This is a genomic window from Streptomyces sp. NPDC048353 (assembly GCF_055587165.1).
In genome coordinates this window covers 758,725-783,203 of the sequence record NZ_JBVJGU010000001.1, presented here as the reverse complement: position 1 = coordinate 783,203, position 24,479 = coordinate 758,725, and the positions used below count along the sequence as shown (strand labels likewise).

At 73.7% G+C, this 24,479-nt stretch carries 24 protein-coding genes and 1 pseudogene; 13 read left to right on the top strand and 12 right to left on the bottom strand.

Annotated elements, in window-relative coordinates; all coding sequences use genetic code 11:
- Nucleotides 1-64: 64 nt before the first annotated feature.
- Nucleotides 65-3,640: an AfsR/SARP family transcriptional regulator gene (locus ACZ6RC_RS03500; RefSeq protein ID WP_469579027.1), complete on the bottom strand. Its 3,576-nt coding sequence runs from the start codon at nucleotides 3,638-3,640 to the stop codon at nucleotides 65-67.
- Nucleotides 3,641-3,738: 98 nt separating this feature from the next.
- Between ACZ6RC_RS03500 and ACZ6RC_RS03495 the strand changes: the two genes are divergently transcribed.
- Nucleotides 3,739-4,533, top strand: coding sequence for a site-2 protease family protein (locus tag ACZ6RC_RS03495; RefSeq protein WP_391140922.1), 795 nt, complete (start codon nucleotides 3,739-3,741; stop codon nucleotides 4,531-4,533).
- A gap of 189 nt (nucleotides 4,534-4,722) precedes the next feature.
- Here ACZ6RC_RS03495 and ACZ6RC_RS03490 read toward each other — a convergent pair whose 3' ends face one another.
- From ACZ6RC_RS03490 to npdG, 3 genes are all read right to left on the bottom strand, one after another.
- On the bottom strand, nucleotides 4,723-5,628 hold the full coding sequence (locus tag ACZ6RC_RS03490) for a MerR family transcriptional regulator (RefSeq protein WP_469579025.1): 906 nt from the start codon (nucleotides 5,626-5,628) through the stop codon (nucleotides 4,723-4,725).
- A gap of 138 nt (nucleotides 5,629-5,766) precedes the next feature.
- Complete coding sequence (locus tag ACZ6RC_RS03485; RefSeq protein ID WP_453615598.1) at nucleotides 5,767-5,946, bottom strand: hypothetical protein; 180 nt, start codon at nucleotides 5,944-5,946, stop codon at nucleotides 5,767-5,769.
- 64 nt (nucleotides 5,947-6,010) lie between these two features.
- A complete protein-coding gene (gene npdG, locus ACZ6RC_RS03480; RefSeq protein WP_469579023.1) occupies nucleotides 6,011-6,709 on the bottom strand; it encodes an NADPH-dependent F420 reductase in 699 nt (232 codons plus the stop codon).
- A gap of 103 nt (nucleotides 6,710-6,812) precedes the next feature.
- Here npdG and ACZ6RC_RS03475 point away from each other — a divergent pair, with 103 nt between their 5' ends.
- Complete coding sequence (locus ACZ6RC_RS03475; protein WP_391140928.1) at nucleotides 6,813-7,415, top strand: hypothetical protein; 603 nt, start codon at nucleotides 6,813-6,815, stop codon at nucleotides 7,413-7,415.
- A gap of 105 nt (nucleotides 7,416-7,520) precedes the next feature.
- Nucleotides 7,521-8,864 (top strand): MFS transporter, encoded by a 1,344-nt coding sequence (locus ACZ6RC_RS03470; protein ID WP_469579430.1) that lies wholly within the window; start codon nucleotides 7,521-7,523, stop codon nucleotides 8,862-8,864.
- Nucleotides 8,865-8,918: 54 nt separating this feature from the next.
- Here the strand turns inward: ACZ6RC_RS03470 and ACZ6RC_RS03465 are convergent, their stop codons facing one another.
- A complete protein-coding gene (locus ACZ6RC_RS03465; protein WP_469579021.1) occupies nucleotides 8,919-9,149 on the bottom strand; it encodes a hypothetical protein in 231 nt (76 codons plus the stop codon).
- A gap of 58 nt (nucleotides 9,150-9,207) precedes the next feature.
- Between ACZ6RC_RS03465 and map the strand changes: the two genes are divergently transcribed.
- Together map and ACZ6RC_RS03455 are read left to right on the top strand one after the other, a co-directional pair.
- Nucleotides 9,208-10,065, top strand: a complete 858-nt coding sequence (gene map / locus ACZ6RC_RS03460; RefSeq protein ID WP_391140932.1) for a type I methionyl aminopeptidase — start codon at nucleotides 9,208-9,210, stop codon at nucleotides 10,063-10,065.
- Between the two features lie 122 nt (nucleotides 10,066-10,187).
- Nucleotides 10,188-10,838, top strand: a complete 651-nt coding sequence (locus tag ACZ6RC_RS03455) for a biliverdin-producing heme oxygenase (protein ID WP_469579019.1) — start codon at nucleotides 10,188-10,190, stop codon at nucleotides 10,836-10,838.
- A 73-nt stretch (nucleotides 10,839-10,911) separates the two neighbouring features.
- Here the strand turns inward: ACZ6RC_RS03455 and ACZ6RC_RS03450 are convergent, their stop codons facing one another.
- The gene (locus ACZ6RC_RS03450; protein WP_469579017.1) at nucleotides 10,912-11,604 is read right to left on the bottom strand and encodes a PhzF family phenazine biosynthesis protein; all 693 of its coding nucleotides are present in this window, start codon (nucleotides 11,602-11,604) and stop codon (nucleotides 10,912-10,914) included.
- 196 nt (nucleotides 11,605-11,800) lie between these two features.
- On the opposite strand from ACZ6RC_RS03450, the pseudogene ACZ6RC_RS03445 reads away from it, so the two are divergent.
- Nucleotides 11,801-12,022: pseudogene (locus ACZ6RC_RS03445) on the top strand (iron transporter); the annotation flags it as partial.
- On the top strand, nucleotides 11,994-12,986 hold the full coding sequence (locus tag ACZ6RC_RS03440; protein ID WP_469579015.1) for an SCO2278 family lipoprotein: 993 nt from the start codon (nucleotides 11,994-11,996) through the stop codon (nucleotides 12,984-12,986). The pseudogene ACZ6RC_RS03445 and the gene ACZ6RC_RS03440, both read left to right, overlap by 29 nt.
- 152 nt (nucleotides 12,987-13,138) lie before the next feature.
- Here the strand turns inward: ACZ6RC_RS03440 and ACZ6RC_RS03435 are convergent, their stop codons facing one another.
- Both ACZ6RC_RS03435 and ACZ6RC_RS03430 read right to left on the bottom strand, forming a co-directional pair.
- A complete protein-coding gene (locus tag ACZ6RC_RS03435; RefSeq protein WP_391140937.1) occupies nucleotides 13,139-13,915 on the bottom strand; it encodes a bifunctional DNA primase/polymerase in 777 nt (258 codons plus the stop codon).
- Nucleotides 13,916-14,008: 93 nt separating this feature from the next.
- Nucleotides 14,009-14,629, bottom strand: a complete 621-nt coding sequence (locus ACZ6RC_RS03430) for a TetR/AcrR family transcriptional regulator (protein WP_453615612.1) — start codon at nucleotides 14,627-14,629, stop codon at nucleotides 14,009-14,011.
- A gap of 230 nt (nucleotides 14,630-14,859) precedes the next feature.
- Here ACZ6RC_RS03430 and ddaH point away from each other — a divergent pair, with 230 nt between their 5' ends.
- Nucleotides 14,860-15,699 carry a dimethylargininase gene (ddaH, locus tag ACZ6RC_RS03425; protein WP_453615613.1) on the top strand — a complete coding sequence of 280 codons (840 nt, stop codon included), beginning with the start codon at nucleotides 14,860-14,862 and terminating at the stop codon, nucleotides 15,697-15,699.
- A 46-nt stretch (nucleotides 15,700-15,745) separates the two neighbouring features.
- Here the strand turns inward: ddaH and ACZ6RC_RS03420 are convergent, their stop codons facing one another.
- Complete coding sequence (locus tag ACZ6RC_RS03420; RefSeq protein ID WP_469579013.1) at nucleotides 15,746-16,726, bottom strand: small ribosomal subunit Rsm22 family protein; 981 nt, start codon at nucleotides 16,724-16,726, stop codon at nucleotides 15,746-15,748.
- Nucleotides 16,727-16,975: 249 nt separating this feature from the next.
- On the bottom strand, nucleotides 16,976-18,241 hold the full coding sequence (locus ACZ6RC_RS03415) for a Bcr/CflA family multidrug efflux MFS transporter (RefSeq protein WP_453615617.1): 1,266 nt from the start codon (nucleotides 18,239-18,241) through the stop codon (nucleotides 16,976-16,978).
- A gap of 79 nt (nucleotides 18,242-18,320) precedes the next feature.
- On the opposite strand from ACZ6RC_RS03415, the gene ACZ6RC_RS03410 reads away from it, so the two are divergent.
- Complete coding sequence (locus tag ACZ6RC_RS03410; RefSeq protein WP_469579011.1) at nucleotides 18,321-19,397, top strand: Gfo/Idh/MocA family protein; 1,077 nt, start codon at nucleotides 18,321-18,323, stop codon at nucleotides 19,395-19,397.
- Here the strand turns inward: ACZ6RC_RS03410 and ACZ6RC_RS03405 are convergent.
- On the bottom strand, nucleotides 19,384-21,015 hold the full coding sequence (locus ACZ6RC_RS03405; protein ID WP_469579009.1) for an alkaline phosphatase D family protein: 1,632 nt from the start codon (nucleotides 21,013-21,015) through the stop codon (nucleotides 19,384-19,386). The two genes, ACZ6RC_RS03410 and ACZ6RC_RS03405, sit on opposite strands and share 14 nt — an antisense overlap.
- A 135-nt stretch (nucleotides 21,016-21,150) precedes the next feature.
- Here ACZ6RC_RS03405 and ACZ6RC_RS03400 point away from each other — a divergent pair, with 135 nt between their 5' ends.
- Nucleotides 21,151-21,906 (top strand): SDR family oxidoreductase, encoded by a 756-nt coding sequence (locus ACZ6RC_RS03400; protein ID WP_469579007.1) that lies wholly within the window; start codon nucleotides 21,151-21,153, stop codon nucleotides 21,904-21,906.
- Nucleotides 21,907-22,000: 94 nt separating this feature from the next.
- On the opposite strand, the gene ACZ6RC_RS03395 is transcribed toward ACZ6RC_RS03400, so the two are convergent.
- A complete protein-coding gene (locus ACZ6RC_RS03395; protein ID WP_391140949.1) occupies nucleotides 22,001-22,324 on the bottom strand; it encodes a nuclear transport factor 2 family protein in 324 nt (107 codons plus the stop codon).
- A 142-nt stretch (nucleotides 22,325-22,466) separates the two neighbouring features.
- On the opposite strand from ACZ6RC_RS03395, the gene ACZ6RC_RS03390 reads away from it, so the two are divergent.
- The 3 genes from ACZ6RC_RS03390 to ACZ6RC_RS03380 all read left to right on the top strand — a co-directional run bounded on the left by ACZ6RC_RS03390 (nucleotide 22,467) and on the right by ACZ6RC_RS03380 (nucleotide 24,446).
- A complete protein-coding gene (locus ACZ6RC_RS03390; RefSeq protein WP_469579005.1) occupies nucleotides 22,467-22,781 on the top strand; it encodes a MazG-like family protein in 315 nt (104 codons plus the stop codon).
- Nucleotides 22,782-22,938: 157 nt separating this feature from the next.
- Nucleotides 22,939-23,121, top strand: a complete 183-nt coding sequence (locus ACZ6RC_RS03385; protein ID WP_469579004.1) for a hypothetical protein — start codon at nucleotides 22,939-22,941, stop codon at nucleotides 23,119-23,121.
- A 122-nt stretch (nucleotides 23,122-23,243) separates the two neighbouring features.
- Nucleotides 23,244-24,446 (top strand): serine hydrolase domain-containing protein, encoded by a 1,203-nt coding sequence (locus tag ACZ6RC_RS03380; RefSeq protein ID WP_469579002.1) that lies wholly within the window; start codon nucleotides 23,244-23,246, stop codon nucleotides 24,444-24,446.
- The last annotated feature ends 33 nt before the right edge of the window (nucleotides 24,447-24,479 follow it).

The following is a 24,479-nucleotide window of genomic DNA, read 5'->3' as shown; positions in this document are numbered from 1 at the left end:
GCGTCCCGGCGCCCCGAGGGTCCGGAAGCGCCGGCGTCCGGGTGCCGGGGTCCGGGTGCCGGGGTCAGGGTTCGGCCGGGCCGGTGATCGCGTCGGCGGTGCGGCCGAGCAGGGCGGCGGCCTCCCCGAGGGAGAGCCCGCCGCCTTCGGCGTACGCCGCTTCGTAGGCCGCGTCGCCGAGGGCGGACCTGGTCAGGCGGGTGGCCTGGTCCAGGCTCTCCCGCTCGGGCGGCGTGGGCACATGGCCTGCCGGGCAGAGCGCGGCGCGGGCGCCGAGCAGCCGGGCGGCGACCTCTGCGTGGGGGCCGCCGATACCGGCCAGGGACCAGGCGGCGGTGACCAGATGGACCGTCGGCATATGGGGGGCGACCAGCATCGACAGGGAACCCTCCGCGCGTTCCAGGGCCTGCCGGATGAGCGGAAGCGCCGCTTCGTACCGCCGGTCCAGGTTGTCGAGCCAGCCCAGCATGCCGAGGGTGAACCCACCGAAGATCGACAGGGTCTCGGTGCCGAACTCGCCCAGGACCGCTTCGAGGTGCTCGCGCGCCTCGGCGGTGCGGCCGGTGCGGCCGAGGTGGAGCGCCAGGAAGATCCGGGCGGCGAGCATCGGCTCGTGCCCGCGCGCCGTTCCGGCCTCCAGGACCTCGCGCAGGATCGCCTCGCCCTCCTCGGACCGTCCGGTGGCGTTGAGCATGTCGGCGTACCGGGCCCGCAGCAGGACCTTCTGGGCCTGGGCGCCGATCCGTTCGGCGTAGCCGATGGCGGCGACGTAGTCCTCGGCCGCCTCCTCGAACGCGCCGCGCTTCTCACGGGCCTCGCCGCGCGCCGCGAGCGCCTCGGCCGCGCCCCAGGCGTCGTCGAGGCGGACGAAGAGGGCCAGGCTCTCGTCCGCGTCGGCGTCGGAATCGCCCGCCCAGTCGGCGCGGTTGGCGGAGACGTTGGCACGCAGCCGGAGGGCGTGGGCGAGGTCCCAGTCGTAGCCGTGGGCGCGGCAGGCCTCGACGGTGGTGTCGAGCATCTCCCGCAGGCGGCCCACCTCACCGGTCAGCAGGACGGCGAACACCACGAAGAAGCCCGGCAGTCGGCAGGTCTGCGGCAGCCCCGGGGGGTACATGTCGGTGATCCGGCGCAGGCGCCGCATCCCGTCGGGCGAGATCCAGTCGCCGCCCTGGTGGTCCATGTTGAGCAGCTCGATGAGCCGCACTCCGCGCCGGGCCTCCCACAGCCGGGCCTCGTCGAACGGGGGCGGGGCGGCGGTGCACGGCTCGTGGAGCGGTACGACGGGGGGCGCCGAGGGCCCGAAGGGGTCGGGGCCGAGGGCGGCGACGGCCTCGGCCCAGTGCAGGGCGTCGGCGCGCAGATCGCGCATCTGCCAGTACCAGAGCAGGGCGTGGACGAGGGCGAGGGCCTCGTGCTCGTCGCGGGCGGAGACGGCGCGGCGCAGGGCGGTGCGCAGGTTCTCGTACTCGCGGCCGAACCGGGCGATGGCTTGGATCTGCCCGGCGCCGCGGAGCCGCGGGTCGCCGGTGCGGGCGACCTCGCGGTAGTGGACGATGTGCCGCCGCTCGGCCGCCGCCCGCTCCCCCGCCTCGTCGAGCCGCTCGGCGGCGTACTCGGCGACGGTCTCCAGGAGGCGGTAGCGCATGGCGCCGCCGTCGACGGGCGCGGCGATGACGAGCGACTTGTCGACGAGGGAGCCGAGCACGTCGAGAACGTGGGGTGCGGGTGAGGCGGTGGGGGCTGGGGTGGAGCAGACCGCTTCCGCCGCCTCCAGGTCGCAGCCGCCGGTGAAGACCGACAGGCGGCGCAGGACGGCGCGTTCGGGTGCGTCCAGGAGGTCCCAGGACCAGTCGACGACGGCGCGGAGGGTCTGCTGGCGGGGCAGGACCGTGCGGGCGCCCGAGGTGAGCAGGCGGAAGCGGTCGTCGAGGCGGTCCGCGATCTGGCGCGCGGTGAGCATCCGCAGCCGGGCGGCGGCCAGTTCGATGGCGAGGGGGAGGCCGTCCAGGCGTCGGCAGATCTCGTCGGCGGCCAGCGGGTCGTCCTCGACGCGGAAGCCGGTGCCGGTGGCGGCCCCACGGTCGGCGAGGAGCCGGAGCGCGGTGTCCTGGGGCAGCGGGCCGACCGGGCGGACCGCCTCTCCCGGCACGCCGAGCGGTTCGCGGCTGGTGGCGAGCACGGTCACGCCGGGGCAGCGGGCCAGCAGGGTCTCGGCGAGCCGGGCGGCCGCGCCGCCGACGTGTTCGCAGTTGTCGAGCAGCAGGAGCATCCGGCGGCCGGCGCAGTGGTCGACGAGCCGCTCCGAGGGGTCGTCGGCGCCGCGCAGCTCCTCGGCGCCCGCGGCCCGCAGTACGGTCTCGCGCGCGCCGACGGCCCCGAGCACGGCCTCGGGCACGGCCTCCGGGTCGGTGACGGGGGCGAGTTCGACCAGCCACACCCCGTCGGGCCATCCCCCGCCGCCGGCCGCCCGCTCGGCGGCCTCCTGCGAGAGCCGCGTCTTCCCGGCCCCGCCGGGCCCGAGGAGCGTGACGAGCCGTGCGCGCGCCAGTTCGTCGCGTACGGCGGCGATGTCGTCCTCCCGCCCGACGAAACTGGTCAGCCGGGCACGGAGGTTGCCGACGGAGGGCGGGGCGGGCGGGGCAGGCGTGACGGGCGGGGCAGGCTTGACGGACGGGGCAGGCGTGACGGACGGGGCAGGCGTGACGAGCGGGGTGCCGGTCCCGGGTGTGCCGGCCGGGCGCTCCGGCTCCCGGCCGGGGCTCCGTACCGCCGGGGCGGGCACCGGGCCACCGTCGGCCCCGGGGAGGGCGGTGCGGCCGGAGCCGTGCGGCGCGGCCCGCCTGTCCGGATCCGCGGCCGGCGCGGGGCGGCCGTCCGGCGCCGCGGAGCCGTCCGGCGCCGTCGCAGTGCCCTCCGGCGCCTGCGGGGAGAGGAGTTCCGCGTGCAGGGCGCGGAGGGCCGGGGAGGGGTCGGTGCCCAGGCGGGTGGCGAGTTCGCGGCGGAGCGACTCGTACGCCAGGAGCGCCTCCGCCGCGCGGCCCGTGTCCCGCAGGGCCCGGATGCGGAGCGCCTGGAGCGGTTCGTCCAGCGGGTGGGCCTCGCAGAGGGCGGCCAGTTCGGGGAGGGCCGCGGCCGCCTCGCCCAGGGTCAGGGCCGCGCCGAAGCGGGCGCGGCGGGCGTCCAGGCGGCGGGCCTCCCAGCGCGCCGCTTCCGTGGCCCGGTCGGGCAGGTCGGCGAGGGCGGGCCCGCGCCAGAGGCCGAGCGCCTCGTCGAGGACGGCCGCGGCCCGCGCCGGGTCGCCCGCCTCCAGCTCCCGTACGCCTTCCGCCGCCAGCCGTTCGAAGCGGTGGGCGTCCACGTCGTCGGGGCCCGCGGCCAGGGCGTAGCCGCCGTCCGCCGAGACCACCGCCTCCCGTCCGAGGGCCCGGCGTACCCGGCCCACCAGGGCCTGGAGCGCCGCCCCGGCGTCGGCCGGCGTCTCCCCGCCCCACACCTCGTCCACGAGGAGGGCGACGGGAACGGTCCGTCCCGGGCGGAGGGCGAGGACGGTCAGCAGGGCGCGCAGCCGCGGCCCGCCGACCGGGACGGGCGTCCCGTGGACGGTGTGGACCTGGGTGGGGCCGAGGACGGAGTAGCGCACAGGCCCTATTCTCCGTGAGCCGGGGATCACCGCAGGAACTCACCCCGGCTCCGGCACGTTCCCCGCTCAGACCCGCCGCTTCCCAGGGAGTCCCACCGATGTCCACGGCCACCACCCGCAGCCACGAGCGCAGGATCAGCCCGGTCTTCCTGGCGATCCTCGCCGTCATGGGCGTCACCGGCTGGGCCGTGTGGACCGGCTTCGCGGCCTCCCCCGGGCTCGCGATCTTCCTGTTCGTGACCTCGGCGTGGGTCGTCTCGCTCTGTCTGCACGAGTACGCGCACGCCCGCACCGCCCTGCACGGCGGGGACATCACGGTCGGCGCGAAGGGCTATCTGACGCTCAACCCGCTCGCCTACACCCATGCCGTCCTGAGCATCATCCTGCCCGTCCTCTTCGTGATCATGGGCGGTATCGGTCTGCCGGGCGGCGCCGTCTTCATCGAGCAGGGCCGGGTCAAGGGCCGGTGGAAGCACAGCCTGATCTCGGCCGCGGGCCCGCTCACGAACGTCCTGTTCGCGATCGTGTGCACGGCGCCGTTCTGGCTGGACGCGCTCGACGGCGTGCCGCTCGCCTTCCAGTTCGCCCTGGCGTTCCTGGCGTTCCTCCAGGTGACGGCCGCGCTCCTGAACTTCCTGCCGGTTCCCGGGCTGGACGGTTACGGCGTGATCGAGCCCTGGCTCTCGTACAAGGTGAAGCGGCAGATCGAGCCGTACGCGCCGTACGGCTTCTTCGTGGTGATCGCACTGCTCTTCGTGCCGGCGGTCAACGGCGCGTTCTTCGACGCGATCGACGCGCTGATGCGGGCGCTCGGCGTGCCGGAGCTGTCCCGCTACTGCGGCTCGAACCTCTACCGCTTCTGGCAGGAGCAGCCGGACCTCTGCCGGATCTGACCCGCGAGGCCGGCCCTAGGGCCTGTCTGACAATTCCCTCCTGCCTCGCGACGCCATGCACGCACTCTCGCCGCACCGGGCGCAGAGCCAAGTACATCCAGTACGACGCTCTACGCCCGGCACGCCGAGAGCACGCACCTGACGCCGCGAGGCCGCCTGCCGGCGACGGCGGGAATTGTCAGACACCCCCTAGGAAGCGGGTGACTCGCGGGCGGCGAGTTCCTCGGCCAGTTCCATGCAGCGCAGGCGGGCCGGGGAGAAGTCGTAGGGCATTTTTCCGGTGGCTTCGCAGGCGCTCATGGACTCGTTGCCCCTGCCGGAGCTCCGGCCGGTCTCGTCCTCACACTCATCGGCAGCGACGGGGTGCGACGCGTCCCAGGAGTCGAAGAGCGCATCGTCGCTCCGCGCCAGGCCGGAATCCTCGATGACGGCGTGCAGCACCCTTTCGAAGGCGTGCCGTTCGGCGGCCACCCGGGCCACGCGGGGGTCGTCGACAGCGATCGTGTCATCGAGTGCCTCCTCGGCGGCATCCACACGGTCGGATTCCTCCCGCAGATCCGGGTGAGTGGCCAGGGCGACGAAACGCGTGGCCTGGACCGCCGCACCGAGCGGGCCGAAGATCCGCTCGGTGACCAGCAGGCTGTCCAGGTCCGCCTGGCGCAGGGAGCCTTCGGGAAGATTCTCGAGGCGGCTGGTGACGAGCTCGGAGAGCAGGCCCTTCCTGCTGCCTTCGGCACGCATGCGCCGCACGGCGGTCCGCTTCCGCCGCAGCTCCGCCTCCTGGGCGACAAGGGTCTCCTCCAGCCGTTCCAGGACGACCGCGATGCCGTCCTCGCTGTCGGCACCGGCGGAAGCCGTGTCGGCGAACGCGTCACGGATGTCGTCGAGGGCGATCCCCGCGTCGGCCATCGTGCGGATCCACAGCAGCCGGATCATGTCGTCGTAGCCGTAGCGGCGGCGGTCGTCACCGCCCCGCTCGGGCTCGGGGAGCAGGCCGATCTCGTGGTAGTGACGGATCGCCCGCGGTGTGGTGCCGACGAAGGCCGCCGCGTCACCGATCTTGACCTGGCGCGGCGGGATGAAGGACGCGAACACGAGCAGGGCCTTCCTCAGCGGGGCGGGACGTGGGTCCCCCCAGGGACGTGGGTCCACCGGACCACATACCGCTACGGAAGGTGCAACTCCCGGAAGACCCTGGTGCCCGCGAGCCCGGCCTGGTCCGAACGGAAGACCCTAGACCTCGGCGCGCGTCTCGGACTTGGCGCGGCGGAGGTAGTACCAGGCCATGTTCGAGGAGAGGCCGGCGAGCAGCACCCAGATCACACCGAGCCAGCTGCCCGAGACGAAGGAGACGACGGCCGCGACGACCGCGAGGGCGCAGACGGCGAGGGCGTACAGAGCGAGGCGGGGCATGGGGGTCGGCTCCTGTCCGGGTACGGCTGAGTGCCCGTCCAGTGTCCCCCATGCCCGGGAGCGCTCAGACGTCGGTGACGCGCAGGCCCGCGTGGGCCTTGTACCGGCGGTTGACGGAGATCAGGTTGGCGACGAGCGACTCGACCTGGTGGGCGTTGCGCAGCCGGCCGGCGAAGACGCCGCGCATGCCGGGGATCCGGCCGGCGAGCGCCTGGACGATCTCGACGTCGGCGCGCTCCTCGCCGAGGACCATGACGTCGGTGTCGATCTCGTCGAGGGAGGCGTCCTGGAGGAGGACGGCGGAGAGGTGGTGGAAGGCGGCGGCGACCCGGGAGTCCGGGAGCAGCGCGGCGGCCTGCTCGGCGGCCGAGCCCTCCTCGGGCTTGAGGGCGTAGGCGCCCTTCTTGTCGAAGCCGAGGGGGTTGACGCAGTCGACGACGAGCTTGCCGGCGAGCTGCTCCCGCAGGGACTCCAGCGTCCTGGCTTGTCCGTCCCACGGAACGGCGACGATCACGATGTCGCTGCGGCGGGCGCACTCGGCGTTGTCCGCGCCCTCGACGCCGAGACCGAGCTCGCCTGCCGCCGCTTCGGCGCGGTCGGCGGCGCGCGAGCCGATGATCACCTTCTGGCCGGCCTTGGCGAGGCGATAGGCGAGGCCGCGCCCCTGGTCGCCGGTGCCGCCGAGGACGCCGACGACGAGTCCGGACACGTCGGGGAGGTCCCAGGGGTCCTTGGGCGCGGGGGTGGGGTTCGTGGAAGTCATGGCCCCGACATTACTGGCCGGTCGGTCGGGTCCCCGTCCCTTCCGGGTGGAACCCCCGGCAACCGGCCCCGCGCCCGGTCCGGCTGCGGCAGGATGCGGCTCCATGGATGCCGTACGCGTCGCACTGCTGCGGGACGTGCTCGCCGGGACCGAGTGGCCGCGGGCCGCCCGGCGGTTCGCGGGCGCCCTCCGGTCGTCCGTGGTGCCGCACCGGGGCGGCCTGCTCCTGGTCGGGACGGAGGAGTACGAGCCGTGGCACCTGGCGGCGCACCTGGTGGACGAGGCGGCCTGGTCGGGACTGCCGGAGCTGGCGCCGACCCTCGTACGGCACCGGGCGCGGCCGGGAGACCCGGCGCATCTGGCGGTGGGGCTCGGCCGCCTGGAGTCGGCGGGGCGCGGGGCGACGCTGCTGATGGTGGCGCCCGAGCGGCCGGGCGCCGGGCTCCTGGAACGCGTCCACGACGCCCGGCGGGCGGGGGCGACGGTCCTGGCCCTGGACCGCGGGGACCCGGAGGTGCGCGGTCTGGCCCATGAGGCGCTGGTGGTGGGCGCGACGGCCGACGTCGATCTGGACCTGGTCCAGCACCTGGTGAGCGCGGCGGCGGGCGAGAACAGCCTGACGTCGCCGCGCGGGCGCCGCCGTTTCCGTGACCGTCTCTCCCGGCTGGCGGACCATCTGACGGCGCCACCGCCGCCGCGCTGGTAGCGGTCCGCCGGCCCGGGGTCGGCGGTCCGGCGGCGGCCCGGAGCACCCTGCGGGAAAAAACGGTTTGCCCTCGATGCCCGGGCCCACGGAGCATGGCCGCTCGTGATGCCGAAGCTCTCCTCCCTGCTGCCCGACCCCGCTCCGTGGCGGGCCTCGGCCGACTTCCGGCTGCTGTGGATCCAGGGCCTGGTCACGTACTTCAGCAGCTTCATGGCGCTGATCGCCCTGCCGCTGCAGATCAAGGACCTGACGGGTTCGCCGTTCGCCGTCGGCGCGATGGGGCTCGTCGAGCTGGTGCCGCTGATCGTGTTCGGGCTCTACGGCGGCGCGCTCGCCGACGCCGTCGACCGGCGCAAGGTGATCGTCGCGACCGAGGCGGGGCTGGGGCTGCTTGCCCTGATCCTGCTGGTCAACGCGATGCTCCCGTCCCCCATGCTCTGGCCGCTGTACGTCGTCGCGGCCGGTGTCTCCGCGCTGGCCGGTCTCCAGCGGCCGGCCCTGGACTCCCTGATGGCCCGGATCGTGCCGCACGAGCACCAGACGGCCGCGGCCGCCCTGAACTCGCTGCGCTGGCAGATGGGCGCGATCGCGGGACCGGCACTGGCCGGCCTGGTGGTGGCGTACGCCGGGCACGCGACGGCGTACGGCGTCACGGTCGCCGGCTTCGCCGTCTCCGTGCTGCTCTGCCGCCGGCTGGCCCCCGCGCCGCCCGCGCACGACGCCGAGAAGCCCTCGCTGCGCGGGATCGCGGAGGGCGCGCGGTACGCCTGGTCGCGGCCGGTGCTGCTGGGCACGTACGCCATCGACCTCGCGGCGATGTTCTTCGCCTTCCCGAACACGATCTTCCCGTTCCTCGCGGACGAGCTGGACGCGGAGTGGTCACTCGGTCTGATGTACGCGGCGGGCTCGGTCGGCTCGCTCGTGCTGGGGCTGACCAGCGGCTGGACGTCGAGGATCCGGCGGCACGGGCTGCTCGTGGTGTGCGGCGCGGCCGGCTGGGGGCTGGCGATCGCCGCCGCGGGCTGGTTCTCCAACGTGTGGCTCGTGCTGCTCTGCCTGGGCTTCGCGGGCGCCGGGGACATGTTGAGCGGTCTGGGCCGCTCCACGATCTGGAACCAGACGATCCCCGAGGAGCTGCGCGGCCGGCTGGCCGGCATCGAGGTCCTGTCGTACAGCGTCGGTCCGCAGCTCGGGCAGGCCCGCGCGGGCGCCATGGCCGGCTGGACGGGCACGCGCGCGGCGGTGTGGACCGGCGGCGTCGCCTGTGTCGCCTCCGTGGGCCTGCTCTGCCTCGCCCTGCCGAAGCTCCTCACCTACGACGCGACGACGGACGAGGACGCGGCGCGCCGCAAGGCCCGCCAGGAGGAGGACCGCGACCGGCAGGGCCCGGGCCCCGACCACGGGACGGGGCGCGGCACGGAGGAGGCCGGGGCCGGAGCCCCGGCCTGACCGGCCGGTCCGCGCGACCCGCGCCCGCCCGGCGGGCCCGCGTCCGGGGCCCGGCTACTCCTGAGCGCCGTCCGCCCTGGAGGAGTCGTGCCACTTGGGGTCGTTCTCCCACTCCTGGTTGCGCTCCCGCGCGGTCTCCATCGCGTGGGAGGCCTCCTCACGGCTCGGGTAGGGGCCGAAGCGGTTCTTGGAGGGGCACTCCGGTCCCTCCTCGACCTTCTTGTGCTCCAGGCAGTAGTACCACTCGCCCGCCTTGCCCGCCGTGCGCTTCTTGAACAGGGCCATCGTCGGCTCCTTCCTCTGTCGCCATGCTGCCCCAGACGCGGTCGTTAGACTCGCTGGTATGTCTGGCCAGTCGCTTCTCGAACCGGGGGAGCTCTCCCCCCACCGCTCCGTTCCCGGAGCCATCCGCCGTCCCGAGTACGTCGGCAAGTCCGCTCCTACCCCGTATTCGGGCCCTGAGGTGCAGGACTCCGACACCATCGAGCGGATGCGGATCGCCGGCCGCATCGCCGCGCAGGCGATGGAGGAGGCCGCCAAGCACATCTCGCCGGGTGTGACCACGGACGAACTGGACCGGGTCGCGCACGACTTCATGTGCGACCACGGGGCGTACCCCTCCACCCTCGGCTACCGCGGCTTCCCGAAGTCGCTCTGCTCCTCGGTCAACGAGGTCATCTGCCACGGCATCCCCGACTCGACCGTCCTGCGGGACGGCGACATCGTGAACCTCGACGTCACGGCGTACATCCACGGCGTGCACGGCGACAACAACGCCACCTACCTCTGCGGCGACGTCGACGAGGAGTCGCGGCTGCTGGTGGAGCGGACCCGGGAGTCGCTGAACCGCGCCATCAAGGCCGTGAAGCCGGGCCGGCAGATCAACATCATCGGCCGGGTCATCGAGTCGTACGCCAAGCGCTTCGGCTACGGCGTCGTGCGCGACTTCACCGGACACGGCATCAACTCGTCCTTCCACTCCGGTCTGATCATCCCGCACTACGACTCCCCGCACGCGACCACCGTCATCCAGCCCGGCATGACGTTCACCATCGAGCCGATGCTGACGCTGGGCACGCACGAGTACGACATGTGGGACGACGGCTGGACCGTGGTGACGAAGGACCGGAAGCGGACGGCGCAGTTCGAGCACACGCTGGTCGTGACGGACTCCGGGGCCGAGATTCTCACGTTGCCCTGACGCGTTCGCGGGGTAGCTTTTTACCGACAGGCGGTCGGGAACCAATTGACTTAGGTAAGCCTAAGTAGCAGGATCTGAGCAGGTTCCCGTCCCCATCGGTCGTTCGGCCCCGGAGGCTCGCCTTGGACACGCCCTTCTCGACGCTCATCCGCACCGCCTCGCACGAGCAGCACACCGAGGCCGAGACGTCGACCTTCATGAGCGACCTCCTCGGCGGCCGGCTGGCCGTGGACGCGTACGCGCGCTACACGGAGCAGCTCTGGTTCGTCTACCGCGCCCTGGAGGACGGCGCCGAGGCGCTGAAGGACGACCCGGTCGCCGGGCCGTTCATACAGCCGGAGCTGTTCCGTACGGCCGCGCTGGAGCAGGACCTCGCCCACCTCCGCGGGCCGGACTGGCGCGCCGCGCTCTCGCCGCTGCCCGCGACCGCCGCCTACGCCGAACGGGTGGCCGAGTGCGCCCGCGCCTGGCCGGCCGGGTATGTGGCGCACCACTACACCCGCTATCTCGGCGACCTCTCGGGCGGCCAGATCATCCGGGACAAGGCGGAGCGGACCTGGGGCTTCGCGCGCAAGGGCGACGGCGTCCGGTTCTACGTCTTCGAGGAGATCGCCAACCCGGCGGCCTTCAAGCGGGGGTACCGCGAGCTGCTCGACGGTGTGAACGCCGACGACCTGGAGAAGCAGCGGATCGTCGACGAGTGCAAGCGCGCGTTCGACTTCAACGGCGCCGTCTTCCGTGAGCTGGGGAGCGAGTTCCCGCTCAGCGCGTAGCCGCCGGGAAGCGGATCAGAGCCGAGCGGTCCGGGCGGAGCGAATCAGAAGGGCACGGGCAGAGGGGTACGGATCAGAGGGGCAGCACGAGGGTCCGCTCCAGGCGGACCCGTCCGCCCAGTTCGATCACGCCGTCCGGGCCGGGGGCCGTCAGGATCTGCGACCCCCGGCCCTGCGTGATGTTCAGGGCCCGGCCGAGGGCCGCCGTGAGCAGCAGGGCCGCCGCGCCGGTCGCCTCGTCCTCGTCGACGCCGTCCCCACGGCCCGGGAACGCCCGCGCCCGGACCCGGCCCGCGGCCTCGTCCGCCCAGGCCCAGGCGTAGACCCACTCCCCCGGCCCCGGCACGTCGAGCGCGTCGACCTCGGCCGCGGAGCCGTACTGCCGCAGGGTGCGCGCCGGGGCCCACTCGGCGCGGGCCTCGATCCAGGTGAACTCGCCGTCACCGGTCACCCACACCTCGCCCGCCGGCGGGCGGACGACCTCCAGGTCGAGCAGCCAGGCGGCGCCGACCAGCGGGTGTCCGGCGAAGGGCAGCCGGGTGCCCGGGGTGTAGATGTCGACGTCCCCGCGCTCCGGATCGTCCACGAACACCGTCTCGCTGAAGCCGAGTTCCTTGGCGAGCGCCTGCCGGGACGCCTCGTCGGGGCGGGCCCGCCCGTCGCGTACGACCCCGAGGGCGTTGCCGTACCGGCCGTCGCCCGCGCAGAAGACGCGCAGGACGTCGATGTCGGTGGTGGTGGCGCGGTACCGATCGGACGTGTTCATGGCGGAATTCAAGCATTCGGGCGGCCTTTTCCGCCGGTCCACCGGAGACGGCCTCCCCGCACCGGCGCGCCGCCCGTCGCGCCTCGCCGGCCATCACGGACAAATCGCCCTGCTTGAGGGAGCCGGCGTGTTCGGCAACTATCTGATCGACCTGCGCGAGGGCCCGGAGGCCGGCCTGGTCGTCTGCATCCTCGCGTCGGCCACGATCCCGCCGGACAGCTGGTACGGCACGCTCCTGAAGGGCGTCTTCGACTTCCAGCCCGACCCGACGGTCCTTCAGGTCACGGTGTGGGCGCTCTATCTGATCCCGACGCTCACCCTGTTCCTGGCCCCGGTAGGGTCGGGTCCGTCCGAGAGGGACGAGCGGGTCGAGGGGCAGAAGGCAACCGATGAGAAGGCTGAGGCGGCGGCGACCGCTGACGGCGGTCGTGACGACGACGGTGCTGGCGCTGGCGGCGAGCGGCTGCGTGACGGTGCACGGCGAGCTGGAACTGCTGCCGGCGGCGACGAAGTCCGAGGCCGAGCAGGCGCTCGCCGACTTCACGGCCGCGTACAACAAGTCCGACCAGGCGAACGATCCGGCCTTCTCCGCGGGCCGGGTCACCGGTCCGCTGGGCGAGATCAACCAGGCGGGTCTGAAGTCCCGTTCGGTGACCAGCCCGGGCAACAACGCGAACCACCGGCCGCTGGAGCTGACCGACGCGAAGTTCGTGGTGCCGAGGAAGGCGGGCTGGCCGCGCTGGTTCGTGGCGGACACCGACTCCAACCGGGACACCGACCAGGGCGCGGGGGACAACCGCTGGCTCCTGGTCTTCGTGCGCAACGGCGCCGACCAGCTGTGGGAGGTCGCCTATCTGTCGGTGCTGACGCCGGACGAGATCCCGGTGTTCGCGGCGGACGGCGGCTACGCGGTGCCGGTCCCGGCGGACTCGGGGCGGCTCGTGGTCGCGCCAAAGGATCTGGGCGGGAGGTTCACCGCCTTCCTGCAGGGGGGCGAGCAGGCGCCGTTCGCGGCGGGTCCGCACACGACGGCGTGGCGCGAGCAGCGGCAGCGGTCGGCGAAGCGGGCGGGGCTCGCGACGCAATATCTGGACCGGGCCGAGAACTCCGGGGACTTCGCGCCGCTGGCCCTGGCGACGGAGGACGGCGGGGCGCTGGTGTTCTTCGCGACGCGCTTCTTCGAGCGGCAGACGGCCGCGCAGGGCTACCGGCCGAAGGTGGGGCCCGAGGTGAAGGCCCTGATGACCGGTGAGGTGAGGAACACGGTCACGAAGGAGTGGGTGACGAGCCAGGCGGTCCTGGCGAAGCCGGTGGGCGCGGACCGGGACGGCATCACGGTCGTGAGCCGCCTCCAGGGCGTGACGGCGGCGGTCGGGTCCTAGGGTCGTGTCCGGCCCACGAGTGGGGGCGCCTCCCCTGCCCGCAGGGCCACCCGGAAGCAGGCCGGACGGGACTTCGGTACACGCCCTGAGACGCGCCCCCTAGGGGGTGCCTTGTCGATCAGGCGACCCCGGCAAGCTCGGCAAGAGGCTCCCTAGCGGCCCAGGGGCCAGGCGGCCTCGTGGTCGGTGCGGCGTTCCTCTTCCGTCTGGACGGCGGCGTGCCGGGCGCAGGCCTCGGTGAGGGTCTCCAGGAGGTTCAGCGGGTCCGGCAGGGCGTGCTCGGGGCCGCGGACCCAGGCGACGGACGGCTGTGCGTCCTCGTCACCGAGCAGGCGCGCGGGCGGTACGAGCACATAGCTGCCGCGGCAGTGCCAGCGCAGCCCCGGGTGCTCGTCCATGGTCTCGGGGTGGCAGTCCAGCTCGCAGGGCCACCACTCGTCCTCGTCCTCGGGGGTGCCCCGGGTGGCGGTGAAGAAGAGCATCCGGCCGCCGTCGCCCGCACTCTCGCCCGCCTCGGCGACGGGGCCCACGTCGACGCCGTCGGCGAGCAGGCGCTCCAGCGCGGCGCGGCCGGCCCGGAGGGGGACGTCGAGGACGTCATGGACCATGCCGGTGGCGGTGACGAAGTTCGCCTCGGGCTGGGCGTGGGCCCAGCGCTCGATCTGGGCGCGGTCGGTGGTCGACTGGGTCTGCCAGGCGAAGGAAACGGGGTGCCGGGCCGGGGTGGGACAGCCGATGCGTTCACAGGAGCAGCGGTAGCCGACGGGGTACGCGGCGGGGGCGAGGGGCATTCCAGCGGCGGCGGTGGCCAGGAGCAGCGTCTCGCGGCTGTTCTCGTCTTCGGCGGGGCCCGTGCGTTTGGGGCGCCTGCGCAGCCATTGTGGGAGCTTGCTCTCCGTGCCGCGGTAGCGGCCGATACCGTCGCCCATCTATCCCCTCACACCTCGTGCTCGCCCGTTCGGCTCTGCCCATGGTCCCACCATCCTGCGCTCCGGGTGACCGGACCGCCCAACCGGGGTGGGTCAACCCCGCGGCGCGAGCCCGCGCAGCACGTACCGCACGAGGGTGTCGGCGTAGGCGTGGGTCAGCGGCAGGGTGCGGTGGAGCCAGCGGTGGTTCAGGGGGCCGACCAGGAGTTCGAGGGCGATACGGGGGTCGACGTCCGGGTCGACGTCCCCGGCGGCCTGGGCCCGCTCGATGCGGCGTACGTAGTACTGGAGCTGGGGTTCGAGGAGCCGTTCCACGAACCGGGCGCCGAGCTCGGGGTTGACGATGCCCTCGGCGGCCAGGGCGCGGGAGGGGCCGTCGTAGACGGGGTCGTTCAGCTCGTCGACCGTGGCGCGCAGGACGTACGACAGGTCGGCGGCGAGGTCGCCGGTGTCGGGGATCTCACTGCCGGCCTCGCCTCCGAGGGCTTCCTCGGCCCGGGCGGCGAGGTCGAGGAAGGCGTCGAGGAGGACGGCGGCCTTGGAGGGCCACCAGCGGTAGATCGTCTGCTTGCCGACACCGGCGCGGGCGGCGATGCCCTCGATGGTGGTCCTGGCGTAGCCGGCCTCCGAGACGAGGGCGAGGGCGGCGTCGAAGATCGCGCGGCGGGAGCGCTCGCTGCGGCGGGAGGCGTCGGGCGCCTTGGTGTCGGGCATGGGCCCAATCTAACAGCCTGCGAGACGGCACGTCTCGCGAGAGGGGTGGTGCGGAAGGGAGGGGAGGTACGCCGCCTCGCCGCGCGGTCCCGTCGATCCGCCGCGCGGCCCCGCGTCCGCCCGCCACACCCCGCCGATATTCGGCCGAATCACCCGAACGGTTCACTGCGCGGACGCCGGAGAGGGCGGACCATGGGGCCTATCCGACCCACGTCCGTGAGGAGCCCTCATTGCGCCACACTCCGCGCGAGGCTTCGCCCCGCCGTTATCTGATGTGCCCACCCACGCACTTCCAGGTGACGTACTCCATCAACCCCTGGATGGACCCCACGAAACCGGTGGATCTGCCGCTCGCCCTCGCCCAGTGGGAGGACCTGGTGGACCGCTACCGCTCGCTCGGCCACACCGTCGAGCTGCTCGAACCGGACCCCGCCCTGCCGGACATGGTCTACGCCGCGAACGGGGCGACCGTGGTGGACGGCCGGGTGCTCGGCGCCAGGTTCGCCTACCCGGAGCGCGCGGGCGAGGCGGCCGCGCACCTGGACTGGTTCCGTACGCACGGCTACACCGACGTGCGCGAGCCTGAGCACGTCAACGAAGGCGAGGGCGACTTCGCGGTGACCTCGTCGTGGATCCTGGCCGGCCGGGGCTACCGCGCCAGCCCGCTGTCGCACGGCGAGGCGCAGGAGTTCTTCGGCCGCCCGGTGATCGGCCTCGACCTGGTGGACCCGCGCTACTACCACCTGGACACCGCCCTGTGCGTCCTGGACGACACGCGCGACGAGATCATGTACTACCCCGGCGCCTTCTCCCCCGGCAGCCGGGCCGTCCTGGCCCGCCTCTTCCCCGACGCGCTGATCGCGACAGCGGAGGACGCCGCCGCGCTGGGTCTCAACGCGGTCGGCGACGGGCGGCACGTGCTGCTCCCCCAGGCCGCGACGGGCCTCTTCGGCCCCCTGCGGGAGCGGGGCTTCACCCCGGTGGGGATGGACCTGATGGAGCTCCTCAAGGGCGGCGGCAGCGTCAAGTGCTGTACGCAGGAGCTGCGGCCCCCGGCCCCACGGCCCTGACGTTCTCGCCCCGGGTCATCCGCACCGCGTGGGGTGGCGTCCGGCCTCATTCCGGGGGCCAGGCGTCGCCCCACTCCGCGTCCCGTGCCGCCTTGTACAGCGTCCCGTGGCGCTTGGTGACCGTCTCCCGGGCGAGGCCGTCCGGCCCGCAGAGGTCGAGCAGGACCTGGCCCTTGCGGATCTGGGGCCTGCGGACGACCCGGGCGGCGGCCGGGTCCACCGGGAACCTGGTCGCGGCGACGTAGCTGAACTTCTCGTCCTCGTACGGCAGCGAGCCGCCCTTGACCTGCCGGTGCAGCGACGACCGGCTGACCCGCGCCGCGAAGTGGCACCAGTCCGTGCCCGGCTCGATCGGGCAGGCGCCGCTGTGCGGGCACGGCGCCGCCACCGTCAGACCGGCCTCCACGAGCAGCGTGCGGGCCGCGATGATCCGTTCGTAGCCGTCGGGCGTCCCGGGCTCGACGATCACGACCGCCCGCGCCACCCGCGCCGCCTCGGCGACGACCGCCCGGCGGTCGGACTCGGTCAGCTCCTTCAGGACGTACGACACCGTCACCAGGTCCGTGTCGTCCAGCGTCAGGGAGCCGCTGATCCTGGCCCGCCGCCACTCCGCGTCGAAGGCCCCGTCGGCCAGCTCCCGTCCGAGGGCGAGCGCCGGCTCGGCCCAGTCGAGGACGGTCGTGCGCGCCGTACCCTCCCAGGCCTCCGCGACGGCCCAGCTCGCCGCGCCCGTGCCGCCGCCGATGTCGGTGTGCGTGGCGGGCTCCCAGTCGGGCGCCGCGTCCCGCAGGGCGTCGAGCGACGCCCGTACCGCCTCGAACGTCGCCGGCATGCGGTACGCGGCGTACGCGGCGACGTCGGAGCGGTCGCGCAGGACCGGGGCGTCGGTCGGGGTGGTCCCGCGGTAGTTGGCGATCAGCCGCTCGACGGCCTGGGCGGCCTGCCGCGGCGGCAGCCCGTCGAGGAGCCCGGCGAGGGCGGCGCGCAGCGCGTCGGCGGTGGGAGGGGGCGGGGGTGCGGCGTTCACCCCCGTATTTTAGGGCGCGTGTCGGAAGTAGCGTCGTCCGCCCGCAGGGCGGGGCCGGGGGCGTCTGGTGCGTGCGATCGCAAGGCGGAGGATGGGGGCACCTCCCGCGCCGCCAGGCGCAGGGGGAGAGAGCGCAGCGGGCTGCGCCGACGACCGACAACGCGGCGTGGGGGCACCTCCCGTGCCCGAAGGGCTACGGGGGAGCGCGTGCCAGGCGCCCCCAGCCAGACGGGACTTCCGACACACGCCCTAAGCGGCTGCCGGGGTCCGCCAGGGACGGCACAGTCCCAGGAAGCAGCCGAGGGCCGCGACCGCGCAGACCAGCTGGACCACGGCCATCGGGACGGCCGTCGCCTCCCCCGCGATCCCGACGAGCGGCGAGGCCACCGCCCCGACCAGGAAGGAGGAGGTGCCGAGCAGCGCGGAGGCGGAGCCCGCCGCGTGCGGGGTGCGCATCAGGGCCTGCGCGTTGGTGTTCGGCAGCGCGAGCCCCATCGCCGACATCAGCACGAACAGCCCCGCCGCGACCGGCACCAGACCGGGCTCGCCGAACACGCCGCTCGTCAGCAGGACCAGCGCCACCGCCGCGAGCAGGATCACGCCGAGGCCCAGGCCGAGCGCCTTGTCGAGGCTGACCCGTCCGACGAGCAGCTTGCCGTTGATCTGGCCGACGGCGACGAGCCCGATGGAGTTCAGCCCGAAGAGGAGGCTGAAGGTCTGCGGCGAGGCGCCGTAGATCTCCTGGACGACGAACGGCGAGGCCGAGATGTACGCGAAGAGCGCGGCGAAGGCGAGCCCGCCGGCCAGCATGTAGCCGGTGAAGACCCGGTCGGCGAGCAGTCCGCGCATGGTGCGCAGCGCCTCGCCGACCCCGCCGGAGTGCCGCCGCTCGGGCGGCAGCGTCTCGCCGAGGAACCGCCACACCACGACGGTGAGCAGGACGCCGATGACGGCGAGGACGTGGAAGACGCCCCGCCACTCGGTCACCCGCAGGATCTGTCCGCCGATGAGGGGCGCGATGATCGGGGCGACCCCGGAGATCAGCATCAGGGTGGAGAAGAACCGGGCCATCTCGACGCCGTCGTACAGGTCGCGGACGACGGCCCGGGCGATCACGATGCCCGCCGCTCCGGCCAGGCCCTGCAGCAGCCGGAAGGCGATGAGCAGCTCGGCGGAGGGGGCGAACGCGCAGACGGCGGTGGCGGCGACGTACACGATCATGCCGATGAGCAGGGGGCGGCGGCGGCCCCACCTGTCGCTCATGGGGCCGACGACGAGCTGGCCGAGCGCCATGCCGGCGAGGCAGGCGGTGAGGGTGAGCTGGACGGTCGCGGCGGGTGAGCGCAGCGACTCGGTGACCTCCGGCAGTGCGGGCAGGTACATGTCCATGGAGAGCGGCGGGAGGGCCGTGAGTCCGCCCAGGACGAGGGTGACGAGCAGCCCCGCGCGCCGGGCGGCGGCGACGGGGGTGGGGACTATCGGGCCTTGTGCCGTTGTCGGGCCGCTCTCCGGCATGGACTGCTCTCCGTTTCGTTGAAACTTTCCCTATGCTCTCAGCTCGTCCGGAGTGGTAGAGACCTTGTAGGGGTGGGGCATGGGCGGGACCGTACGGTGGGGCGTGCTGGCGACGGGTGGCATCGCGGCGCAGTTCACCACCGATCTGATGGCGATGGAAGACGCGGAGGTGGTCGCCGTGGCCTCCCGTACGGAGGCGTCCGCGCGGGTCTTCGCCGACCGCTTTGGGATCCCCCGGGCGTACGGCTCCTGGAGCGCGCTCGCCGCCGACCCGGAGGTCGACGTGGTGTACGTGGCGACCCCGCACCACGCGCACCGGGCGGCCGCCGGGCTCGCCCTGGAGGCGGGGAAGGCGGTGCTGTGCGAGAAGGCGCTCACGATCCACGCGGGCGAGGCGGAGGAGCTGGTCGGGCTCGCCCGGGAGCGCGGTCTGTTCCTGATGGAGGCCATGTGGATGTACTGCAACCCGCTGGTCCGGCGGATGCGGGAGCTGGTCGCGGACGGCGCGATCGGCGAGGTCCGCACGGTGCAGGCGGACTTCGGGCTCGCCGGCCCGTTCGCCGCGGACCACCGGCTGCGCGACCCGGCGGTCGGCGGCGGGGCGCTGCTGGACCTCGGGGTCTATCCGGTCTCCTTCGCCCAGCTGCTGCTCGGCGAGCCCGACTCCGTACAGGCGCACGCTCTGCTGTCCCCGGAGGGCGTGGACCTGAACACCGGGATGCTGCTGGGCTGGTCGGAGTCCGGCGCGTCCGCGCTGCTGTCCTGCTCGATCGTCGCCGACACCCCGATGACGGCGTCGGTGACGGGCACGAAGGGCCGGATCGACGTCCCGCACGGCTTCTTCCATCCGGAGCGTTTCACGCTGCACCGCGCCGACGGGAGCGCGGAGGAGTTCGCGATCGCGGGCGACGGGCCCGTCGAGCGGCACTCCCTCCGGTACGAGGCGGCGGAGGTCATGCGGTGTCTGCGGGCGGGCGAGACCGAGTCGCCGCTGGTGCCGCTGGACGGGTCGCTCGCGGTGATGCGGACGCTCGACGCGGTACGGGACCGCATCGGCGTCCGCTACCCCCAGGAGGCGGCTCACCCGGCGCGGGCCCTCCCGTCGGCGCCCCGCACGCCGCCGCCGGCCGCCGGTCTTGCGGTCACGCCGGCCTGAGGCCCGGGTCGCCGGCCTCGGTGACGAAGGACGCGGCGGTGGTGACCGGGGCGCCCGGGGTCGTGACGGCCGCGACCGTACGGAAGTCGGCGCGGGCGCTCCGCTCGCCGAGCGCCACCGTCACATAGCCGCGCCGTCCGTTGTAGAACCGCAGGTGCGGGTTGGCGCCGGTGAGGTCGTCGTAGTTGGCGGGCCGGTCGGCGCCGTCCTTGCCGCTGCTGATGGAGGTGGCGACGATCTCGGTGCCGACGGTCCGGGAGGCCGGGTCGCGGAAGTCGGCCTTGATGTCGAGGCCGTAGCCGACGTGGACGTCGCCGGTGAGGACCATCAGGTTCTCCACTCCGGCGGCGGCCGCCCCGTCGAGGACGCGGCGCCGGGAGGCAGGGTAGCCGTCCCAGGAGTCCATCGAAACCGTGTGGCCGGGGGTCGGGTTGCTGCGGCGCTCGGAGAAGACGACCTGCTGGGGGACGACGTTCCAGCGGGCGTCGGAGGCGCGCCAGCCGTCGAGCAGCCAGCGCTCCTGGGTCGCGCCGGTCATGGTGCGCGCGGGGTCCTCGGACTCCGGGCCCGGCACCCGCCAGCCGTCGCCGTACGCCTGGTCGGAGCGGTACTGGCGGGTGTCGAGGATGTCGAACTGGGCGAGCCGGCCGAAGCGCAGCCGGCGGTAGAGGCGCATGTCGGGGCCGTCGGGCCGTTGGGGGGCCCGCAGGGGCTGGTTCTCCCAGTAGGCGCGGTAGGCGGCGGCGCGGCGCAGCAGGAACTCCTCCGGCGGCACGTCGTTCTCGGGGGTCTCGTCCGCGTAGTTGTTCTCGGTCTCGTGGTCGTCCCAGGTGACGACGAAGGGGTGCGCCGCGTGGGCGGCCCGCAGGTCGGCGTCCGACTTGTAGAGGGCGTAGCGCAGCCGGTAGTCCTCCAGGGTGAGGGTCTCCCGGGCGAAGACGGCGGGCAGGCGCCGGTCGGTGTAGGCACGGGCGCCGCCGGTGGCGTTCACGGCGTACTCGTAGAGGTAGTCGCCGAGGTGGAAGACGACGTCCACGTCCTCCTGGGCGAGGTGGCGGTAGGCGGTGAAGTAGCCGTCGTGGTACGCCTGGCAGGAGACGGCGGCGAGGGTGAGCCCCGCGATCCGGGCGCCGGGGGCGGGCGCGGTGCGGGTGCGGCCGACGGGGCTGATCCGGTCGCCGACGCGGAAGCGGTAGAAGTAGGGCCGGTCGGGGGCGAGAGCGGTGACCTCGACGTGGACGGTGTGGTCGAACTCCGGGTGCGCGGTGGCCGTGCCGCGACGCACGACGCGCGTGAAGCGCTCGTCGTGGGCCAGCTCCCAGCGGACGGCGACCCGTGCGCGGGGCAGCCCGCCGCCGCTCTCGAAAGGCCGGGGCGCGAGCCGGGTCCACAGCAGGACGGAGCCGGGCAGCGGGTCGCCGGAGGCCACGCCCAGGGTGAAGGGGTCCTCGGTGATCCGGCGGCCGTCCAGCTCGGCGGCGCTCGCCGCGCCGGCGGCCGGGAGGTTGACGGCGAAGGCGAGCGCGGCGGCGGCGCCGGCGGTGGTGAGGAATCTGCGGCGGCCGAAGTGCCGGGCGGCCGCGCGGAGTTCGTCGGTGTGGGTCTGTGCGTACGTCATGTGCCCCTCCCCTGACGGATGGTGTCCCTCCGGTATTGGAGTGGGGCGGGACGACCCAGGGTTGTCGGGTACAGAACATCCGCGTGTCGGACGGATGAGTTCCCTGTGCACCGATCTCCCGTACGCTGCGCGCCCATGAGCACTGAGTCGCGCATCGCGGTGGTGACGGGAGCGGGATCGGGCATCGGCCGGAGTGTGGCCGTGGCCCTGGCCGAGGCGGGCTGGTCGGTGGCGCTGGCGGGCCGCCGGCGCGAGCCCCTGGAGGAGACGGCGGCCTCCGCCCCGTCCTCCGACGTCCTGTGCGTCCCGACGGACGTGACCTCACCGGATCAGGTGGCGGCCCTCTTCGCGGCGGTACGGGACCGGTTCGGCCGGGTCGACCTGCTCTTCAACAACGCCGGCACCTTCGCGGGCGGCGGGGTCCCGGTCGAGGAGCTGACGTACGAGACCTGGCGCTCGGTCGTGGACGTGAACCTGACGGGTTCGTTCCTCTGCGCCCAGGCCGCCTTCCGGGCCATGAAGGAGCAGGACCCGAGGGGCGGCCGGATCATCAACAACGGCTCGATCTCGGCCCATGTGCCGCGCCCGCACTCGATCGCGTACACGGCGACGAAGCACGCCATGACGGGACTGACGAAGTCGCTGTCGCTGGACGGCCGGCCGTACCGGATCGCGTGCGGGCAGATCGACATCGGCAACGCGGCGACGGAGATGACGGCGCGGATGCAGTCGGGGATCCTGCAGGCCAACGGGGAGCTGGCGCCGGAGCCGGTGATGGACGCGGCGGACGTGGCGGCGACGGTGGTGCACATGGCGGGCCTGCCGCTGGAGGCGAACGTCCAGTTCGCGACGGTGATGGCGACGTCGATGCCGTACATCGGCCGGGGGTAGGGCGGAAAGGCCCTCCCCCTCCGCGACCCGGGGCGGGGTACGGACCGGGGGACGACGGTCCGGGAGGGCACGGGGCCCGGAGAGGGGCGTGGCCCTACGCCTGGCCGGTCTCGAAGCGGAGGATCTTGCCGTCCTCCACGACGAAGCGCCAGCGGGTGCGCATCTCGCCCCAGGTGTCGTTGCGGAACCGGGCGACGAGGGCGTGGCCGTCCTCCTTCACGGACTCGATCTCCATGTGCCCGCGCGAGGAGAAGATCTCCTTCTCCGTCCACTCGGCGAGGTCACGGTCGGAGCCGTCGTCGGACATGGTCGCGCCGGGGGCCAGGGCGGCCTGGAAGGCCGCCTGGTCGTTGGCGTTGAGCGCGCTCACGAAGGCGCGCACGGCGGGGTCGCCGAGCTTCTCCACGGGGATGGTCATGGGCCTACCCGTACACCGGTCCGCCCGGATCCCGGCGGATCCCGGGCCGCGGCACGGCCCGCGCGGGGGGACGAACTCGGCCACCTGGACGAGCCGACCGGTCCCGGCCCGCAGGGGCGTCCGCCCTGGCACGCTGGGCACCATGACCGACACCTGGGCCACCATCAACCGCCTGCACACCTGGCTGAACGGCCACCAGGACCTGCCGCCAGGCCAGGACGTCCTGCTGCGCGTCCTGAAGCTCTCGGAGGAGGTCGGCGAGGTGGCGGAGGCCGTGATCGGGGCGACCGGGCAGAACCCGCGCAAGGGGACGTCGCACACCTGGGGGGACGTCGAGGCCGAGCTGTGCGACGTGATCATCACGGCGATGGTGGCCCTGCGGACGCTGACCCCGGACGCGGCCGAGGTCTTCGCGGGCCACGTCCGGCGGGTGGCGGAGCGGTCGTCGACGGACTGACGCACCGCGTCGGGAACGGCGGGCGCGGCCGGGGCCGCGATGGCCGTCGCCGGTGGCGGCGCCGCGCGGCTGTCGCGCTGTCAGTGCCGTGCGCGATCCTGGGAGCATGCCCATGCCCCGAGCAGCCTGCCCCGTCTGTGGCCGTACCGTCGCCCTCATGCCCACGAAGAGGGTGGGGCACGGCGTGGTCGTCGACCACAAGCGCGAACGGAAGTCCCTCATGCTCTGCGCCGGCTCGGAGACCCACCTGCCCCTCGCCGAGGCGACGGCGTGGCAGCTGGCACTGGAGGGGGGCGAGCCGACGCCCGCCCGTCCCGACGAGACGACGCCGCTCTTCTGAAGGTGTCCGGCTCCCCGCGGCCCCGCTTGCACGTCCGCTCGAGGGAGACCCGAGCAGCGGTCCGTAAAGAGACGGCAGCAGGCCGTCAGGAAGGAAGGCCTCTCTCCCCGCGTGAAGGACGGATGACTGTGCAGCAATACCCCCAGGCAGGCCTGACCGAGGACGCGTTCACGGAGGTCCGGCGCGCCTTCGAGGACAACTTCGCATCGGGCGAAGAGACGGGCGCGGCCGTCTGCGTCTACCACCGAGGCCGCCCGGTGGTAGACCTGTGGGGCGGCTGGGCCGACCCCGACCACACCGACCCCTGGCGGGCCGACACCCTCGCGGTGCTCGCCTCCCCCACGAAGGCACTGGTCACCGCCGCCTTCCTCCACCTATGGGAGAAACAGGGCCTCGACCTGGACGAACCGGTCGCCGTTCACTGGCCGGAGTTCGCCGCCCACGGCAAAGCCACCATCACCCCCCGCATGATCCTCGCCCACCGCTCCGGGATCGTCTGCCTCGACCACGCACCACTCACCCTCGACGCGCTGCGCGCCCACACCCCCGTGGCCGAAGCACTCGCCGCGGCCCGCCCCGAATGGGAACCCGACACCGCGCACGGCTACCACGCCACCACCTACGGACACCTCCTGAGCGAACTCATACGACGCCGCACCGGCCTGACCGTAGGCCGCTACTTCGCCCGCCACCTCGCACACCCCCTCCGCCTCGACGCGCACATCGGGCTACCGACCGACTCCGGCGCCCACCTCGCCACCATGATGGAATCCAAAGCCGAAGCCCTCATGGCCGGCGCCGACCCCGGTACGGAGCTGGACATGCTCCGGGCCCTCGGCGACCCCGTATCGCTCACCCACCGGGCCATGATCGGCAGCATGCGGCTGTACGACGCCCTGGACCCGGCCGTCGAGGACCCCTCGTACGGCGGCCTCGCCAGCGCCCACGCCCTGGCCCGGCTCCTCGCCGCCCTCGTCGGCGAGGTCGACGGCATCCGCCTCATCGGCCCCGACCGCACCGCCGAAATGGCCCGCCCCCACTCCCACGGCACCTGCCGGGTGGTGCTGCTGCCCAGCACCTGGGGCCTGGGCTTCATGCAGACGGACAGCCCGGTCTTCCCCGCCTCCGCCGGCCTCGGCCCCCGTGCGCTCGGCTTCGACGGCGCCAACGGCACGTTCGTCTTCGCCGACCCGGACCGCGAACTGGCCTTCGCGTACATCCAGAACGCCGGCTCGCGCACCATAGGCCGGATGAACGACCGGGCTCACCACCTCGTGGAGGCCGTGCACCGCTGCGTCGAAGGGGTCCCCGCGCGGGCGGCGTGAGAGACCGGCCGGCCACGGAACCGGCCGGTTGAC

Bases quoted from the DNA above. Each gene is read 5' to 3' on its own strand.
- ACZ6RC_RS03400 (WP_469579007.1), top strand. From the start codon at position 21,151: ATGAGCACTGAGTCGCGCATCGCGGTGGTGACGGGAGCGGGATCGGGC.
- ACZ6RC_RS03475 (WP_391140928.1), top strand. From the start codon at position 6,813: ATGGATGCCGTACGCGTCGCACTGCTGCGGGACGTGCTCGCCGGGACC.
- ACZ6RC_RS03380 (WP_469579002.1), top strand. From the start codon at position 23,244: ATGACTGTGCAGCAATACCCCCAGGCAGGCCTGACCGAGGACGCGTTC.
- ACZ6RC_RS03385 (WP_469579004.1), top strand. From the start codon at position 22,939: ATGCCCACGAAGAGGGTGGGGCACGGCGTGGTCGTCGACCACAAGCGC.
- ACZ6RC_RS03415 (WP_453615617.1), bottom strand. From the start codon at position 18,241: ATGCCGGAGAGCGGCCCGACAACGGCACAAGGCCCGATAGTCCCCACC.
- ACZ6RC_RS03395 (WP_391140949.1), bottom strand. From the start codon at position 22,324: ATGACCATCCCCGTGGAGAAGCTCGGCGACCCCGCCGTGCGCGCCTTC.
- npdG (WP_469579023.1), bottom strand. From the start codon at position 6,709: ATGACTTCCACGAACCCCACCCCCGCGCCCAAGGACCCCTGGGACCTC.
- ACZ6RC_RS03430 (WP_453615612.1), bottom strand. From the start codon at position 14,629: ATGCCCGACACCAAGGCGCCCGACGCCTCCCGCCGCAGCGAGCGCTCC.
- ACZ6RC_RS03485 (WP_453615598.1), bottom strand. From the start codon at position 5,946: ATGCCCCGCCTCGCTCTGTACGCCCTCGCCGTCTGCGCCCTCGCGGTC.
- ACZ6RC_RS03410 (WP_469579011.1), top strand. From the start codon at position 18,321: ATGGGCGGGACCGTACGGTGGGGCGTGCTGGCGACGGGTGGCATCGCG.
- ACZ6RC_RS03470 (WP_469579430.1), top strand. From the start codon at position 7,521: ATGCCGAAGCTCTCCTCCCTGCTGCCCGACCCCGCTCCGTGGCGGGCC.
- ACZ6RC_RS03495 (WP_391140922.1), top strand. From the start codon at position 3,739: ATGTCCACGGCCACCACCCGCAGCCACGAGCGCAGGATCAGCCCGGTC.
- ACZ6RC_RS03435 (WP_391140937.1), bottom strand. From the start codon at position 13,915: ATGGGCGACGGTATCGGCCGCTACCGCGGCACGGAGAGCAAGCTCCCA.
- ACZ6RC_RS03465 (WP_469579021.1), bottom strand. From the start codon at position 9,149: ATGGCCCTGTTCAAGAAGCGCACGGCGGGCAAGGCGGGCGAGTGGTAC.
- ACZ6RC_RS03405 (WP_469579009.1), bottom strand. From the start codon at position 21,015: ATGACGTACGCACAGACCCACACCGACGAACTCCGCGCGGCCGCCCGG.
- ACZ6RC_RS03450 (WP_469579017.1), bottom strand. From the start codon at position 11,604: ATGAACACGTCCGATCGGTACCGCGCCACCACCACCGACATCGACGTC.
- ACZ6RC_RS03390 (WP_469579005.1), top strand. From the start codon at position 22,467: ATGACCGACACCTGGGCCACCATCAACCGCCTGCACACCTGGCTGAAC.
- map (WP_391140932.1), top strand. From the start codon at position 9,208: ATGTCTGGCCAGTCGCTTCTCGAACCGGGGGAGCTCTCCCCCCACCGC.
- ACZ6RC_RS03440 (WP_469579015.1), top strand. From the start codon at position 11,994: ATGAGAAGGCTGAGGCGGCGGCGACCGCTGACGGCGGTCGTGACGACG.